This is a genomic window from Aquibium oceanicum (assembly GCF_001889605.1).
GTDB lineage: Bacteria > Pseudomonadota > Alphaproteobacteria > Rhizobiales > Rhizobiaceae > Aquibium > Aquibium oceanicum.
Genome location: NZ_CP018172.1, coordinates 110,732 through 127,305 on the forward strand (window position 1 = coordinate 110,732; position 16,574 = coordinate 127,305).

Annotated in this window: 16 protein-coding genes and 3 pseudogenes; 9 read left to right on the plus strand and 10 right to left on the minus strand. The window is 60.4% G+C overall.

What is annotated here, in order from left to right:
* Positions 1-236 precede the first annotated feature (236 nt).
* From BSQ44_RS25945 to BSQ44_RS25985, 9 genes and pseudogenes are all read left to right on the plus strand, one after another.
* Positions 237-775, plus strand: a pseudogene (locus BSQ44_RS25945) (DsbE family thiol:disulfide interchange protein).
* On the plus strand, positions 772-1,296 hold the full coding sequence (locus BSQ44_RS25950; RefSeq protein ID WP_072608382.1) for a TlpA family protein disulfide reductase: 525 nt from the start codon (positions 772-774) through the stop codon (positions 1,294-1,296). Before BSQ44_RS25945 ends, BSQ44_RS25950 begins: the two are co-directional and overlap by 4 nt.
* On the plus strand, positions 1,283-1,660 hold the full coding sequence (locus tag BSQ44_RS25955; RefSeq protein WP_335623297.1) for a hypothetical protein: 378 nt from the start codon (positions 1,283-1,285) through the stop codon (positions 1,658-1,660). Before BSQ44_RS25950 ends, BSQ44_RS25955 begins: the two co-directional genes overlap by 14 nt.
* A 112-nt stretch (positions 1,661-1,772) precedes the next feature.
* Positions 1,773-1,916 carry a hypothetical protein gene (locus BSQ44_RS27115; RefSeq protein ID WP_157894705.1) on the plus strand — a complete coding sequence of 48 codons (144 nt, stop codon included), beginning with the start codon at positions 1,773-1,775 and terminating at the stop codon, positions 1,914-1,916.
* Positions 1,917-1,972: 56 nt separating this feature from the next.
* On the plus strand, positions 1,973-2,662 hold the full coding sequence (locus tag BSQ44_RS25965) for an SCO family protein (protein WP_235633454.1): 690 nt from the start codon (positions 1,973-1,975) through the stop codon (positions 2,660-2,662).
* Positions 2,663-2,794: 132 nt separating this feature from the next.
* Positions 2,795-3,535, plus strand: coding sequence for a DsbA family protein (locus BSQ44_RS25970; protein WP_235633455.1), 741 nt, complete (start codon positions 2,795-2,797; stop codon positions 3,533-3,535).
* Positions 3,535-4,275, plus strand: a complete 741-nt coding sequence (locus tag BSQ44_RS25975) for a cytochrome c biogenesis CcdA family protein (protein WP_072608387.1) — start codon at positions 3,535-3,537, stop codon at positions 4,273-4,275. Before BSQ44_RS25970 ends, BSQ44_RS25975 begins: the two co-directional genes overlap by 1 nt.
* Before the next feature lie 520 nt (positions 4,276-4,795).
* Positions 4,796-5,485, plus strand: a complete 690-nt coding sequence (locus BSQ44_RS25980) for a ZIP family metal transporter (RefSeq protein WP_072608388.1) — start codon at positions 4,796-4,798, stop codon at positions 5,483-5,485.
* 6 nt (positions 5,486-5,491) lie between these two features.
* Positions 5,492-6,406, plus strand: coding sequence for a cation diffusion facilitator family transporter (locus tag BSQ44_RS25985; protein WP_072608389.1), 915 nt, complete (start codon positions 5,492-5,494; stop codon positions 6,404-6,406).
* A gap of 21 nt (positions 6,407-6,427) precedes the next feature.
* On the opposite strand, the pseudogene BSQ44_RS26700 reads toward BSQ44_RS25985, so the two are convergent.
* The 10 genes and pseudogenes from BSQ44_RS26700 to BSQ44_RS26035 form a co-directional block, all read right to left on the minus strand.
* A pseudogene (locus tag BSQ44_RS26700) lies at positions 6,428-6,604 on the minus strand (IS630 family transposase); the annotation flags it as partial.
* Between the two features lie 59 nt (positions 6,605-6,663).
* Positions 6,664-9,630: pseudogene (locus tag BSQ44_RS25990) on the minus strand (Tn3 family transposase).
* Positions 9,631-9,984: 354 nt separating this feature from the next.
* Positions 9,985-10,353, minus strand: a complete 369-nt coding sequence (locus BSQ44_RS26005) for a hypothetical protein (RefSeq protein WP_072608392.1) — start codon at positions 10,351-10,353, stop codon at positions 9,985-9,987.
* Positions 10,350-12,884: a cytochrome c oxidase subunit I gene (ctaD, locus tag BSQ44_RS26010; protein ID WP_072608393.1), complete on the minus strand. Its 2,535-nt coding sequence runs from the start codon at positions 12,882-12,884 to the stop codon at positions 10,350-10,352. Before ctaD ends, BSQ44_RS26005 begins: the two co-directional genes overlap by 4 nt.
* Positions 12,881-13,363, minus strand: a complete 483-nt coding sequence (locus BSQ44_RS27690) for a hypothetical protein (protein WP_235633456.1) — start codon at positions 13,361-13,363, stop codon at positions 12,881-12,883. The genes ctaD and BSQ44_RS27690 overlap by 4 nt, the downstream gene beginning before the upstream one ends.
* Entirely contained in the window at positions 13,360-13,947 is a 588-nt protein-coding gene (locus BSQ44_RS27695; RefSeq protein ID WP_235633457.1) for a hypothetical protein, read from the minus strand. Before BSQ44_RS27695 ends, BSQ44_RS27690 begins: the two co-directional genes overlap by 4 nt.
* Positions 13,947-14,702, minus strand: a complete 756-nt coding sequence (locus BSQ44_RS26020) for a c-type cytochrome (RefSeq protein WP_235633458.1) — start codon at positions 14,700-14,702, stop codon at positions 13,947-13,949. Before BSQ44_RS26020 ends, BSQ44_RS27695 begins: the two co-directional genes overlap by 1 nt.
* A complete protein-coding gene (locus BSQ44_RS27700) occupies positions 14,660-14,899 on the minus strand; it encodes a hypothetical protein (protein WP_072608395.1) in 240 nt (79 codons plus the stop codon). The genes BSQ44_RS26020 and BSQ44_RS27700 overlap by 43 nt, the downstream gene beginning before the upstream one ends.
* Entirely contained in the window at positions 14,896-16,014 is a 1,119-nt protein-coding gene (locus BSQ44_RS26030; RefSeq protein WP_072608396.1) for a c-type cytochrome, read from the minus strand. The genes BSQ44_RS27700 and BSQ44_RS26030 overlap by 4 nt, the downstream gene beginning before the upstream one ends.
* Positions 16,007-16,558: a cytochrome c oxidase assembly protein gene (locus BSQ44_RS26035; protein WP_083535054.1), complete on the minus strand. Its 552-nt coding sequence runs from the start codon at positions 16,556-16,558 to the stop codon at positions 16,007-16,009. Before BSQ44_RS26035 ends, BSQ44_RS26030 begins: the two co-directional genes overlap by 8 nt.
* Between the last annotated feature and the right edge of the window lie 16 nt (positions 16,559-16,574).

The window sequence follows — 16,574 nt, forward strand, 5'->3', positions numbered from 1 at the left end:
AGGAAAGCAATGCTGAGCGGCATGTTTCGATTGCGGCCTCAACAACTGGCTGAGCATAGCCCTCATGCCTGGGGCGGGCCTGCTCGTCTTGCTCGTGCTGCTCCTCGTGGTCGCACCGCTTGTGAAACACTCTTTTGGGGAGGCTGCGGAAAATGGCCAGAGACTCCATGACGGCGGGCGCGGCCAACTCGTTTGAAGGTGGACCGTCGCCTACCCTGGACAGGCGACGCGGACTTATGGTCGCGCTGCCTTTGACGGTCTTCGTCGCGCTGGCCGCCATGCTTGGATGGGGATTGACGCGGAGCGCCGATGACATCCCTTCCGCCCTGATCGGCAAACCAATCCCGGAGTTCAGCCTGCCTCCGGTCCGGGGCCGGATGCTTGGTGTGTCCAGCGCCGACCTTCGTGGCGAGGTCTCGCTGGTGAACGTCTTTGCTTCCTGGTGCGTGGCCTGCCGCGAGGAGCATCCGCTGTTCATACGGCTGGCAGCCGATGGCGTGGTCCCGCTCCACGGCCTGAACTACAAGGACCAGCCCGACGACGCCGCCGGATGGCTGGATTCGCTGGGTGACCCGTATACGAGAACTGGCGCGGATCTGAACGGCCGCGTCGGCATCGACTGGGGGTCTACGGCGTTCCGGAAACCTTCGCCGTCGGCGCCGATGGCCGCATCGCCTACAAGCATATCGGCGCCGTGAGCCAGAAAGCGCTGGACGAAAAGATACTCCCGATTGTCGAGCGCCTGCGCGCCGAGGCCGGGGAGCAACAGCCATGAAAGCGCTCGTTGCAGCCTTTCTCGCGGTCGCCTGGCTCAACTTGCCGCTTTCGGCCGCAGAGGCTCCGCCGAACTTCGCCATCCACGATGCACCAAAGCCCGTGCCGGAGGTTCGTTTCGAGAACGGCGACGGGGAGGCGAGGACGCTGGCCGATTTCCGCGGAAGGGTGGTGCTGCTCAATGTCTGGGCGACGTGGTGCGTGCCCTGCCGCGAGGAGATGCCGACCTTGGACCGGCTTCAGGCCAAGCTGGGCGGCCCTAATTTCGAAGTCGTGGCCCTGTCGATCGACCGCGCCGGACCGAACGTGGTGAGAGAATTCTTCGCCGAGATCGGAATCGAAAACATTGCCCTCCATATCGATGCCTCCGGGAAGGCGCTGTTCGGGCTTGGCATCGTGGGTCTCCCCGCTACGCTCCTGATCAACCGCGAGGGCGAGGAAATCGGCAGGCTCATCGGCCCTGCGGAATGGGATTCGCCGGAGATGATCGAATTCATCCGCAGCACAATTGCAGACGACTGAGAAAGGTAAAAAAATGACAACCACACCACCTCAAGCCGCCGCCGAAAGGTCGCTTAGCTCCGACGTGCTTCACGCGGCGAAATATTATCTGGGTGGCAGGCGCACCCTGATGCTTGCGGGTGTCGCAATCGCCACGGCCGGTCTCGCCTTCAACTGGAGCTGGCTGATGGCAGCAGGGTTCGCACCTCTGCTTCTGTCAGTGCTGCCTTGCGTGGCAATGTGCGCGCTGGGCATCTGCATGAGCCGGATGACCGGAGCTTCGTGCTCCAAACAAGCAGCGCCGCAGCAAGGGGTCGAGACCATGTCCGCGCCTGCGGCAATTCAAGCTCAACCCGAGGAAGGAAGGAACACAACCGATGCGTAGATCGACGAAGACATTCGCAGCAGCGCCGGCTTTCGCGGCGGGTCTGGCGACAATTCCGCTTCACGCCCAGGATCCAAAGGAGTCCAGCTCCAGTGCTACGATGGAAGGCGGCATGATGGGCCAGGATGGAATGGCCGGCATGATGACCCAGATGAACGAGATGATGACGACCTGCAACCAGATGATGCAGGCGAAAATGGATGACGCCGACGTGCCCGGAACCTCACGGGACACAACTCCGGAGGATGACGTCTGAGGCGGCAGCGGGTCGTCGTAATGTGCGGCCCCATCGCTCTGCAGCAGGAGGCGACTTTGCTGACATCTAGAATCTTCATAGCCGCCGCGGCGCTTCTCATGCTTGTCCCGGCTGCTGCGAGCGCACATTCGCTGGTCGAGGTCGAGAAGATACTCGGCGACGGGGAAAAGTACTTCCAGATGATCGACAAGCCCGCGCCGGACTTCACGCTCCAGATGGCCGATGGCCGGACGGTGAAGCAGGCCGACCTCCGCGGACAGGTCGTGGTGCTCAACTTTGTCTACGCGAGTTGCCCGGACGTGTGCCCCCTGCACTCGGAGAAAATCGCGGAAGTGCAGGGCATGATCAACGAGACGCCCATGAAGGACCTCGTGACCTTCGTGACGGTGACGACCGATCCGGTCAACGACACGGCCGACGTGATGCGCGGCTACGGTCCCGCTCACGGACTCGATCCGGTAAATTGGCTATTCCTGACGAAGCTGCAGGAGCAGTCGGAGAGTTCCACCCGCGAGCTCGCGGAGGCTTTCGGGCATGGATTCGACAAGACCGAAGATGGACTTCAGATGCACGGAATCGTCACGCATGTGATCGATGGCGAAGGCCGCTGGAGGGCGAATTTCCACGGCCTGAAGTTCCAGTCGATCAATCTCATCACCTTCGTGAACGCTCTGACCAACGGGTCTGTCCCGAAGCACGGACACGGAAGGAGGAGTTGGTGGGAAAGGGTAACAGATTACTTTTGATCGCCGCCAAGGTTAAGATAAATCGGAAAGGCACTGGAGCAATGAATGGCTGAGGCACCACGCACATCGCGGAAACCGATGGGGTGGTCAGTCGCAGCTCTGCTCTTGGTCGGGGCAGGAGGAGCCTGGTATATGCTCGATCCCGGCTTCCAGCGTGCGCAATCGGATATTGCAACGGAAGCACCCGACGACGAGTTCGGCCAGCGGGTCCGCGACTATCTGCTCGCCAATCCAGAGGTCATCGTCGAGGCGATGCAAACGCTGGAGGCGCGCCGCCAGCAGGCGGAGGAGAGCGAGGCGCAGTCCGTCCTCGACGCGCGGGTAGATGACGTTTTCAATGATCCGGAGAGTCCCGTCGGCGGGAATCCCGACGGGGACGTCACCATGGTCGAGTTCTTCGACTATAATTGCCCCTATTGCCGCCAGGTGGCGCCAGTCATAATCGACGCCGAGGCAGACGATCCCGAACTCAGGATCGTCTACAAGGAGTTCCCAATCCTTGGACCGGGGTCGATCTTCGCGGCGAAGGCCGCGCTCGCGGCCGACCGTCAGGGACGCTATGTCGAGTTCCACAAAGCGATGATGAATGCGAGCGGTCGTGTCGACGAGGCGCTCACGCTGTCGATCGCGGAGGAGGCCGGCCTCGACATCGAGCGGCTCAAGCAGGACATGAAGGATCCCGCCGTTCAGTCGGAAATCGACGGCAACATCGAATTGGCCCAGGCGCTGCGGATCAACGGAACGCCCGCTTTCGTAATCGGTGACGAAATCCTCCGCGGCGCAACGGATCTGGAGACGATGACCGGGCTGATTGACAAAGCGAGGAGGGACGGTAAGGCCACCGGGCCTGCAGCGAAGGACACTGCGGACTGATGCCGGAACTGTCCAACATCGGTATGCTGACCGTCTTTGCGGCGGGGATCATTTCGTTCCTGTCTCCCTGCGTTTTGCCGCTCGTTCCGGGCTATGTCTCCTATGTCGCCGGGCGGTCCGCCGGCGGCATCGGGCCCTCAGGCGCCGTCGCGGTGCGCCTGCCCGCGGTCATTCTCGGCCTGTGTTTTGTGCTCGGCTTCTCGACTGTTTTCATTGTGCTCGGAGCAAGCGCGACCGCGCTTGGGCAGATGCTGATCAGCTACCGTTATGAACTGAACTTCGTCGGCGGAGCGATCGTCATCCTGTTTGGGCTGTTCGTCACGGGTCTCATTCGTTTCCCCTGGATGATGCGTGAAGCTCGCTTCCATTCCGATCTGCCCGGCGGAGGAGCGACATCGGCCTATGTTCTCGGCCTGGCGTTTGCCTTCGGCTGGACCCCTTGCATTGGCCCGATCCTCGGAGCGATCCTCACGGTCGGCGCGGCGTCGGCCACAGTCGCGGACGGAGTTCTTCTTCTAGCAATCTACTCACTGGGTCTTGGCGTACCGTTTCTACTTGCGGCTTTATTCACGGACGCGCTGGCGTCCCGGCTACGTGGTTTCGGCAGGGTGGGTAGGATTCTGAGAATCTTCGCCGGGGCGATCATGATCTTGATGGGCGTCGCCATGATCACCGGGCAGTTATCGGCGTTCTCGTTCTGGCTACTCGAGAATTTCCCTTTGCTGGCCAGGATTGGGTGACGGACTGCCCTGCCGTTCTCCTTATCACTGGCGCGCGAGGTTCAAACCTTGAATAGTGTCGATCAAGCTCGAAACTCGCCGCCCTACTGAGAGCCCTCTTGAACCTCTAGTTGCTGTAGCTCCTATCTTCATATCAAACTGCTGGTTCAGAGCAAAAAATTAGCGGACCACGATCCCCAGCACGCGCATCACTCATGCTACGGATCGACAGCAATAGGCTCTGCGGTAGCAGTGAGCAGTTTGGGAACGGGATGCTGCGAGGCGAAGTTCTCTTACTGGCGGGCTCGGCGGAGCCGATGAGTGACGACACTGTACACAGCTATCGGCTTTGAGGTCGGAGGCGAGGAGCATTTGGAATTCGATTTTATCGGCGATATCGGCCATTCGTGGCGCACAATGTGAATTATCCGCGAAAACATCAGCCGGCGCTGATCGTGTTCGCCGACGTGACGCGCCAGTACTAGGTCCAAGGACAGGGGCTTGGGGGCATGCAGACCGAAACGTACAGAGCTAGGGCGGAATGACGGCGGCCTGGGTTTACACACTCGTACCTGCAGTTCTTGCGGTGCTAGCAGCTTCGATGGCTGTCTGCGTACGTCCTGGTCCGCAGGCGATCAGCGCGATCCAGCACTTTGCCGCCGGTGTAGTCTTTGCTGCCGCGGCAGGAGAGATATTGCCCGACATCAAGCATCAAGGGTCAGTCGTTGCGACCTTCGTAGGAGGGGTCGCCGGGGTTGCAACGATGTTGCTCATCAAAGAACTTGAGCGATTCATAAAGGGCCGGGCAGGCCTTCTTGCGACGATTGGGATCGACATCCTGATCGACGGTTTGGTGCTAGGAATCGGCTTTGCAGCAGGCGCTAAAGCGGGGCTGTTGCTGACCATCGCGCTGTCGCTTGAGGTTGTGTTCCTGGGGCTAGCGTTGACAACGGGACTGACCGCCGCGGGCTGGACCCGCCGGCGAATCATCGCCGTTACGGCCGGTTTAATGGCGCTGATGCCGATCGGCGCGGTGCTTTCCGCACCTGTCACCGCACTCTCTGCACCGGTGGTCACCGGCTTTCTTGCGTTCGGCCTTGTCGCGCTGCTCTACCTAGTGACCGAGGAACTGCTGGTCGAGGCGCATGAAACGCCGGATAGGCCTTGGGTGGCGGCGCTGTTTTTCGCAGGCTTCTTGCTGCTCCTGTTGCTCGAAGAGACGATCGGATGACCCACCATGCCGCATAACCACGACCACGCGCATCTGGACCCTGATTCAGGCGACAAACGTGTCGCCATCGCGATCTGGGCGAACGGCGTCCTGACTGTCGCGCAAGTCGCAGGTGGGATTTTTGCGGGCAGCCTGGCGCTGATTGCTGATGCACTGCACAATTTCTCAGACATGGCGTCGTTGGTGATCGCTTTCGGTGCGCGAAAGATCGCCCGCCGCCCGGCGGATGCCCGGATGACCTTCGGCTACGCGCGGGTCGAGATCGTGGCGGCGTTGATAAATTACACCACGCTGATCCTGATCGGTTTCTATTTGATCTACGAAGGTGGGATGCGGACGATCGATCCACCCGAGGTGAAGGGCTGGTACGTGGTCATCCTCGGCGGCGTGGCGCTCGTGGTCGACACACTGACGGCTTTGCTCACCTACTCGATGCAAAAGGGCAGCGTTAACATCCGGGCGCTCTTCCTCCACAACCTCAGCGATGCTCTCGCCTCAGTCGCGGTGATTGTGGGAGGCACGCTCATCATCTTATACGACATTCGTTGGGTTGACCCAGCGATCACTATCCTGATCGCGCTCTACATCCTCTATCTCGCCTTCACAGAAATCGGCGGCACGATTCGCATTCTCATGTTGGGTAGCCCGCCAGACATCGACACCGATCGGGTCATAAATGCGGTGGCTGAGGTGGACGGAGTAGAGGAAGTTCATCACGCGCATTTTTGGCAGATGCAGGAATACGCCGCCGCGTTCGACACCCATATCGTAATCAGCCCCGGTCGGTGGGACGACATCGAGAACATCAAGAGCGCGATCAAGGCGCGACTGAAGGACGAGTTCGGCGTCGAGCACTCGACGCTAGAATTTGAACGGCCCGACCGCAAGCACGAAGATACGCAAAAGTACGGTCATGGATAGAAAAAGTAGAATTGTCGGCTAAGGGTAGCGCAAGTGCTGAGCCACCCCCTGTGCCGGGCAGATGGCGCCGAACAAGGCGCTCTTGTAGCGCTGGTCGGCGGGCTGGATCAGCCGCGTGCCGCGCCGCGAACACTGCCTCACGAGACCGTTCTTCTGGCAGGACCGTGCCTCGTCTTGGAACCAGATCTCGATCTCCTTCTTGGGGTCAGAACAAGAGCAGTGCGAAATCGTACGTTAAGGGCGAACGGAGCGGGAACTTATGCTGCCCGTCGCAAATCAGCCGGCAGCCTGAGCGACCGGAAGCCTTCCGGCATATGCTGCTCGCTATCCCACGTGTAGATGCCGGTCAGGTTGATATGCTCCCAGCTCAGCGGCGAGATATGCTTGAGCAGATGGTCCGGAATCTCCCGACGCGCGTTGCGTAAATGGGTGACGGCCCGTTCGATATAGACCGTGTTCCAGTGTACGATCGCGCTGACGACGAGATTGAGACCGGACGCGCGGAATGCCTGGCTTTCGAACGATCGGTCCCGGATTTCACCACGCTCGTGGAAGAAGACGGCGCGCTTCAGCTTATGTGAAGCCTCGCCCTTGTTGAGGCCGGCCTGGCAGCGCCGGCGCAATGCCGGACTTGAGTACCACTCGATCATGAACAAGGACCGCTCGATTCGTCCGAGTTCTCGTAGCGCCCTTGCGAGCTGGCTCTCCTTCGGTGATGCTGACAGCTTCTTCAAAATCGTTGATGGCACCACGGATCGTGTCGTGATCGACGCCGCGAGATGAAGCAGATCATCCCAATGATCGAGGATCAGGGTGGCGTTGATGGGCGCGCCGATGTGGTTCGACAGCGCCGGATATGCATCGCCTTTCTCGAACGTGTGGAACTTCCGATCCTTGAGGTTGCGCAGCCGCGGCGCGAAGCGTTTGCCGATCAGGGCGAACAGTCCGAAGACGTGGTCGCTCGCACCGCCTGTATCGGTGAAGTGTTCCTGGATGTCGAGGATCGTGTCCTGATCAAATAGCCCATCGAGCACATAGGCAGCCTCGCTTTCGGTCGGGCTGATCGGCAGGATGCTGAAATAGCCGTACTGGTCGGACAGATGGCTGTAGAACTTCGAGCCCGGCTCGCTGCCGTAGTGCAAATTGACGTCGCCGCGCTTTGCGGCTCTGTCGCTTGCACGGAAGAATTGGCCGTCGGATGACGCGGTCGTTCCATTGCCCCAAAGCCGAGAATGCGGATGCCGGGTGTGCGCATCGGTGATGCATGCTTGTGCCGCACGATATGTCTCCGAGCGAGCGTGGAACGTGCGCATCCAGCCGATCTGATGCGCGCTGATTCCTTTTGATGCGCTCGCCATTCGCTTCGGACCGAGGTTGGTCGCATCGGCCAGTACGCCGGCCAGCATGGCCGAGACATTTCTTGGGACGTCACCGGTGCGGACATGCGTAAAGTGGTCGGCGAAGCCGGTCCACTCGTGCACTTCCCTCATCAGGTCTGGCACCTCAACCATTGGATACATATCGCTGATTTCGGTATTCAGTTCCTCGCCGCCGCCGGAACCTCGCCAGGTGTTAGCGTCACGATCAATGTCCCGGCCTCAAGACGCACACCTTCGAGCTTTCCGGACCATGCTCTGTGCGCCAGGCGCTTCAGGTTGAAGTCGAGCATTTGACGCGCTTCGGCAAGCCACTGAGCGCCATCACCCCGGACGCCCAGTCCAAGGCGATCCTCCTCCTTCATTTTGGTGAATGTCGCCCTAGGCATGAGGTGCTCGTCGATCGGCCGGAAAGAGCGGCTCCCGTCGACCCAAATGTCGGCTGAGCGAAGCCTGTCCCGCAAGACCGCGAGCGTGGCAATCTCGTAGAGACGGCGATCAGGCTGTCCCTGTTCGAAGATAAGCCGACGATCAGCTTGGCTGAGGTGGGTGACCGGGACGCGATCCGGGAGTGTCCGACGCTTCTCGGCATAGGTCCGTTTCAGCAGCGAAATTGCCGCAAGAAGCGGATCGTGTCGCCGCGCCGATTGGAACGTGAACGCCCGCAGAAACGCTCCTGCATATTTGTTGACTGTCGCATATTGCTCGGCCGCCACGGCCAGGGGTGACGCCTCGTTGTCCTCGACCATCGCCTCAAGCTCTGGCTTCATGCTGAGCAGACGAAGCCAGCCGACTTTCTGATCGAGAACCTCCAAAGCGTTGCGACCATACTCGTTGGCGGACTGCAGGGCAGTGATCGTATCGAGGAACATGCGCAGTGCCTTGGCGGTATCCGGCCTGCAATCCATGTGCCGTTGCTTCTTGCGGTTGTTGGCCTGAGAGAACAGCCGTCCTATCAGCCTGATGAACATCGTCACCGCATCGTCGGTGAGCTTCTGTGCGAGTTTGATGACCTGCGCCACGATCAGAGCGTGCCGACGGCTGGAATTGAAATCGCTGGCTAGCCAAGGCTGGCGTGGCGTTCCCTTCACGGATCATCTGGTCCCACCGACCCGAGGAAACCCGCATCTGCAATCTCGGATCGATCTCCAGTGCGCGCAGGAATGCGATCCGTTCTGTCAGCCCGACAAGGTTTGACGCTCCCGGCGCCGACCGCAACCAATGGAAGCGGGTCTGATCGATCGACGGGTCGACATCTAACAGCTTATCCAACGATCGAAGCATATTGAGCGGGATGTTTTCAATCAGAGTTCTCTCCGCCCGTCGGCGGGCGATCGCGCGTCCGGCAAGGCCGATCCGTTCGATCGTGTTGATTGCCGGCAGGAGGGATCCGCGTTCACGAAACGTGGCGATAATGGAGTTGGCTATCGCGGCGCCGTCGTCGGACATCGTCGCTGACTGAACTGCGGCCAACAGCGCCGCTCGACGATCTTCCGCCGTCGCGCTTCTTACACCCAGATACACCAACAGGCGCGCCGCGTGATCGCGGAGAGTTTCTTTACGGCGCGATTAGAGCGCGAATGATCCTTGGTCGGCACCGATTTGGTCAGCAACATATTTGAGCATCGCGCGAGGCGGCGTCTCTTCTGCTCCAAGCACTCGGCCCGGATATCGCATCAGACATAGCTGAATGGCAAAGCCTAGCAGATTATGGTCACGCCTCCGCAGCTCGATCTCCAGACGATCCGCCGGTGACAACGAAAAATGTCGGATCAGGCTGTCCTCATCGACTGGTATGTCGAAAAGCTCCCGTCGATCTTGCTCTTTGAGAAGCTTACGTTTTGCCATTTTCCGTACCGATGCGCGGCCATCTGGCGTAAGCGTTGTCGAGTCGGGCAAATGAGGGAATCGAAACTGACGCTTCGCGATGACAATCCACAGGATCGGACGCTGCTGATCCATACGCCGTTCATGGTCCGTTCGACCTTAACGTACGATTTCGCACTCCTCTTGTTCCGACCCCATATTCGCGCGTCCCAGTCCGAGTTGCATTTACGGCTGACCGTCAGAGCCGAACTACGGAAGCCTTCAATAATGCAGGAGGTTTCGCGAGTTGTATGCGTTCGCTGCTGCACGTGCACTTCGGAAGGCCTAACCACGCGGGACCGGAATAGTACCAAGGCAGCGGCGGAAATTCTGCCCCTATCTCAGGTCAGCACAGTACGGCATGACGGTGAAGGCGATGGCGGAAAAGCTCACCGCAACAGCCGAAAGGCCGCTCAGCATACGTGCCAGTATCTTGGTGAAGGATTGCTCGGAGCCGCCGGCATGCAGGAGATCATGTGCATACTCCGGAAACGCCGCATGTCCGACAGTGAGAAGCCACGTGATGGCGGTACTTCCCCACAGAATTACCGATAGCCAGGAGACATCTACTATCGGCAGACGATTTCCCGCTTCGCAGAGCGAAGCGTGCGCGCCATAGACCACCAGGAAATGCGTCGCCCAGATCCACGGACCGAGGAGAACGGCGACGAGCGTACCTACCGTCGAGGGTGACCTGCCGCTCATCCGACAAGCCTCGGGAAGCCATGGATGAGGAGCAGGCCCAATAGGCTCTGGCCTATCGCGTAGTAGCCAAGTAAGGCCACGTGATCGAAGCTGTTTCGCCACACGCGATCGGTGCGACCGACCATCAAGCGGACAGCAGCGTAGCCCGCCATCAGCACTATGGCGACGGCCAACTGCGCGGCGAGGACGCCCGCCATATAGACGATCGCCCCATAGGCGCTTGCACTGGGATCGAGTCCCGATGTTACATGGCCGTAGAGTTCGAGCCCCACGCCACCTGCTAGGAGCAGCGCGGCCCCAATGGTTGATAGAGCGGCCGGCAAACCATTGCCGCCAGGCTCGGGGAGAAGGCGGTTAGCGAGCATGAAGCCGCCGCCTCCAAGCAGAAACAGGACCATAGAGCCGACCGGCATGACTAGAGGCGGAAGCCCTGCTCCTGCTTGTGGCCACACCTCGGACGAGACGGTCCACAAATACAGGTAAGAAAACACGTAGGCCAGGTAGAGAGAGGCGCTGACCAGCGTAAGCACGACTATCGACCAATAGGAGTGCGAGCCCGGCCCCGACATATACGTGGGAAGAGTGATGCCGCCGCCGATGGCGACCCTGCCCTTTCTCGGGCCCGGATCGAGTGGCCAGCCCCATACGATGATGAAGACGATGGCCAGTGCGCCGCAGATCGCAGCGATGGTGACGGCCTTGATCGTCAGGAGCAGGAAAAAGGCCGCTGTGAACACGGCCGCAAGGACTTGGGGCCATCCAGGGCCCGGCATTTGAAGGACGTATTGCGGCTTGGCTTCGACCGCGGATGTGACCAACGTCTCCCGGCCTCCTGTCGGTGCATTAGGGAGGAAGTGGCCGCCCGCCTCTACTTCTTCGCTGAGCCCGGGCTGGTCCCAGAGTGGTTCCCTCGATGTGACAAGAGGGATGCTGCGGGTCGCATAGATGTCGTTCGGAAGCCACTCGAGTGTACCTGCATTCCAGACATTGCCAGGCGTCTTGCTACCAGTGCGGAAATTCAGTGCGAGGTCGATCAAAAACACCAGCACGCCGCCGGCGAGGATGAAAGCTCCGACGGTCGATATGCTATTGAGCACATCCCATCCGATGCTGCTCGGGTACGTCCATACCCGCCGGGGCATCCCTGCCAGACCCGTGATGTGCATGGGAAAGAAGGCCACGTTGAAGCCGATGAACATGAGCCAGAAGCACCACTTCCCGAGCCGCTCGCTCAACTGCTTCCGACTAAATGCAGGCGCCCAGTAGTAGAAAGTGGCAAACAGCGGAAAGACCATGCCGCCCACCAGCACGTAGTGAAAATGGGCTACGACGAAGTAGGTATCATGCACTTGGAAATCGAATGGCACGACGGCAACCATCACACCGGTGAGCCCACCAAGAGTGAAGATGAAAAGAAAGCCGAGGATGAAGAGCGACGGCGTCGTAATTCGCCAACGCTTTCGTCCAGCAGCCATGGTTGCAATCCAGGCAAAGACCTGAATGCCCGATGGAATGGCCACGGCCATGCTCGCGGCGGAGAAGAACCCAAGACTGAGCCCCGGAATGCCCGTGGTGAACATGTGGTGCACCCATAGCCCGAACGAGAAGAAGCCGGTGGCAATGAGGGCGACAACGACGAACCGGTACCCTACCAGAGGCATCTGGGCCATCGTCGGGACCATCATCGAGACAAGCCCTGCTGCCGGCAGGAAGATGATATAGACCTCCGGGTGGCCGAAGAACCAGAACAGGTGCTGCCAGAGCAGCGCGTCGCCGCCGAGCGCGGCCGAAAAGAACGGCCAGCCGAATGCCCGCTCGAGTTCCAAAAGCATCGTGGCGAGGATCACGGCCGGAAACGCAAAAATGATCATCCCCGCAAAGATCAGCATCGTCCATGCGAAGATCGGCATGCGGCTGAGCGTCATGCCGGGCGGCCGCGTCTTCAGGACGCCGACCACAATCTCGATCGCCCCCGCGATCGCCGAAATTTCGATGAACCCTATGCCAAGAAGCCAGAAGTCGGCGTTGTCGCCGGGCGAGTATTCCGTGAGCGTCAGCGGTGGATACATGAACCAGCCGCCATACGGGGCGAGATCGTAAAGAATCGTCGAGAAAAATACGAGGCCGCCAATCACATAAGCCCAGATGGCGAAGGCGCTGAGCCGCGGAAAAGGCAGATCGCGTGCTGCGAGCATCTGCGGCAGCAGCAGTACGCCCAAGGCCTCCATCGCAGGCACGGCGAACAGGAACATCATGGTTGTGCCATGCATGGTAAAGAGCTGGTTGTAGAGGTTCTGGCTCACGAGCTCCTGGCCGCCGACTGCCAGTTGCGCGCGCATGATCAGCGCGAGAATGCCGGCGAGAATGAAGAACAGGAGGGCGATGCCGAGATAGAACAAGCCGATGACGGTATTGTTCACCGCCGTCGGCAGGCGCCGGCCTCTTGGGGTTGCCCAGATGCGCAGGAGCTCTTCCCGTTCCCCGTCGGGACGCGGCAACGGGCTTATGGGTTGGTTGATTTCGCTGCTCATAAGGCCCCACTGTCTCGCAGGAAATAAAACACCCCCAATCCGGCGAGATAGACGGCAAGAACGGCCGCCGAGTTATAGCCCATTCGGAAGATGGTGCGGTTGCGCCGCTCCGCGAGGCCGGCGATAAAGATTGTGGTCACGCTGATGGCGATGACCACGGCGAAGGTCTCAGACCGTCCCATCTCGTTCATGACTGCACCGTCTCCGCCGGTAAGGTCGATGAAAAATGGGAACGAGACATCAAACAGATTGGTGCCGAAGACTCGGAGACCGCCATCGTGTAGAGCCCAGCCCGAACAGCGCTGAAGATAGTGTTCACCTCGGGCAGCGAAGTCGCTATCGTCAGGAACACCGTTCCAAATAAAGCTTTGGCCAAGACTGGTGGCTTGGGCTATAAAATCGGCCGTGCGTGAGAGGACGTAGCCGGCGATGATGATGACGGCTCCGGCGATGACTGCGCGCCATATTGCCCATTTCAACGTCTTGTCTTGATCCTTCTGTGCGGCCTCCCGCGCGCGATTATCCTCCGCCTCCTTCGAGTTTTCGCTGTCATTGACTCGACACGGCAGCTCGCCTTCCACCTGAGAGAGTACCACATGGCGACGCCCATCACGATGGCCAGCAGCCACAGCCACAGACCAGTCCACAGGATCGGCGTGTCGCCGACCACGATCGCGACGGTAACGATCGAGAGCCGCAGAATCTTGAATCCGCCTTGCAGGATGACGATCGGGTCGGGCAGAACATGGGTTAGCGCGCTGCGTCCAATCAGGGCGTTCGCGAGCGCGAGAATCGCGACCTGCATGGCGATTCCGCCGATTACCGAGTTGACGGCCAGGGCGGCGTCGCCGCTCACGGAGGACGTAATCGCAACAGCCAGCTTAGGCAGGCTCGTCACACCTCCGAGCAAGAGCAGTCCGATGAGGGCTTGGCCAACGCCCGTTCGGTGACTGATGATATTGGCACAGCGCGTGATTTTGAAGCCCGCAATCCAGACCGTGACCGCCGCGAAGAGGAAGGCCAGGATGGCGAACCAGAGGCGCAATCCCGGAAAGCCAGGCACTACTTGAGGCTTTCCAGGTATGCGGCGAGTTCCGCGAGTTCGCCAGAGGACAGGATATCGTACTGAGGCATCGCATTGCCCGGCTTGATATGCTGGGTGTTGGCAATCCATCGGACGAAGGCTTCGGCGTCGTTGGGCAAGGTACCGGCCGCCAGGGACAGGCGGCCGCCCACGTGAGTCAGGTCTGGCCCGATCGTTCCGAAGGAACCGCCGCCGCGCACGGTGTGGCAGGCACCGCAGCCCTGCACCTTAAATAGTTCGGCGCCCGCCCGGATGGCGGCGAGCGTCTCCTCATCCAGACGCTGGCTCGGCGGAACGCGCGGGCCGGACTCCTTGCTGCTCCACGCAGCAAACTCCTCCGCGGAACTGCTCACCACATGGAACGCCATGAACGCATGGGCGCCGCCGCAATACTCCGCGCACTGGCCGCGGGAGATACCCTCCTCGGTCGCCGTGACGGTCATGGTGTTGATTCGGCCGGGAATCATGTCGAGCTTTCCCGCCAATGCCGGAGCCCAGAAGCTATGAATGACGTCGGCGGTGGTCAGCGCCAGTTCGACCGGTTCGCCCACTGGAAGCCGAAGCTCGTTGGCCGTCTCGAAGCGTGTGCCGTCCGGAAACTCATAAACGATGCGCCACCACCACATCTTCCCTGTGATCGAAACGCGGATCGAAATCTCGCCGGCACTGCCGGAGTCCGCACGACCAGACATCACGCTGAGGCCGGTAGCGAGCAGCGCAGTAAGGACGACCACAGGAAATACCAGCCCCCGATGATAATGAGTCCTTCGCGCGAGAGGGGGGTTCGGACCCTGTCATTGCCGAAGATCGCCAATGCGGCGAAGGCCATCACTCCAGCCAGGATGAGTCCACCGCCGACCGTCATGATCATCAGAAGCGTGTACGCTTCCGATGCTTCCAGTCCGAGCGGCAGCAAGGCTGACTGGTTCATGGTGCTGACTCCGAACCGGTGCCGAACATGCCTGGGGGCAGCGTCGACAAATAGGCCGAGACGGCATCGATATCGGCATCGGTCATACGCTCCGCAATGGTGGTCATGATCCGGCCATAGCCGCTCCCGTTGCGAATGCCCTTGCGGAAGACCTGGAGCTGCGTTGAGAGGAACACGGTCGTCTGACCCGCCAGTTGTGGAAACTGGGGATTGGCTGCGGTGTGACAGGCGGCGCAGGACGGGACGTTCTGGCCGGGCAGGCCGGCGGAAAAGATTTTGGCTCCCCTGGAGACGTCTTCCGACGCCTCTCCTGCCGGGGCCGGCGGGGGAGCGGCTGCATAAACCTCGGTAAGCGCGTCCATTGTCGTATCGTCAAGGCCGGAAGCAACGAGTTCCATGTAGCCACTCGGGCGCGTACCGCTCTGATATTCTTCGAGCGAGCGACGCAGGTAGCTTGCGCTCTGCGCTGAAAGAAACGGGACGAGGTTCGATCTCGGCGGCTCACCCGGAAGGCCGTGGCAGCGGGCGCACACTTCGATAACTGCGCGCCCTGTGCTCAGCGAAAAGCCCGGAGTGCTACTGCGGTCGCTCGTGAGCCGTCGGTACTCGTCGGGTCCGAGGCTTGGCAACCGCTCCAGGAAGGCCACGAGCGGCCACACCTCATCCTCGCGTTCGTAGGCGATCCATGCGGGCATTCCCGTGTATTTCTGACCGTTGCGAACGATCCAGAAGAGTTCCCGTGGGGACCATTTCTCCGACACCCAAGTGAGGGGCGGCGGTGCGGGCAGCATGGCGTCCCCAACTCGCGATCCGGTCCACCCAGGCGCCTTATGACACGCAGCGCACCCAAGTTGGTACTGCACTGCACCCAGCGTAACCAGTTCTGCGTCGTCGAGGTTATCGGGAGCCGGGGGGACGGAATTGCTCTGATACTGTATCGACTGCCGCCGGATTTGTGCGAGCAGCCACGTCGTCACCTCGAAATGCGGTTTCTGTGCCGATACATTGTAGAAGCCTGACCAAACAAAGATCGTAGCGAAGACGGCCACAATCGCGGTTGCAATGGCGATCGCCTTCCAAAACTCGACCAGAGACAATTTATTGGATTCAGCCATGAGGTGCCCGACGCTGAAGCACGCCCACCCATCGCGCAGCAATGAACACGCCGGTGCCCAGGTAGCTTAGCGGGCACGCGACCACCATGAGCAGTCCGGCGAGTTGCTGATCTTCCAGCCCCGACATGGCGCCGGTTGCCCCCCCACCGTGCCCTGCGCCGAGCTGATAAAGGTCACGACCGGCGAAGATGAGAAGAATGCCAAGCAGGCAAAACAGCTTGCTGGTGAAAAGAAGCAGCCCGATCGATAGCCACTTTTGATCCTCCGAAATCGCGAGCACAGCACGCCAGAACCACAGCGCTGAAACGAACAGACTTGCCTGCATCATCATGTGAAGGGTGCTGCTTCCGATCGCCTGGGAAAGCACAGGAGGCGCATGCCAAGACCACAAAAGGACTACCTGAACGACAGCCGCCGCGACGGGCCACTTGCGGAGCGGGAAGGGCATATGTCGCCCGAGGCCGGAAGCTGCGGCGAGCGCCACAACGTTCATCAAAAAGATGTGCTGGCCCATTTGCAGGGCCAGCGGCCCAACCGTGGACAAGATACCGCCTCGAAAT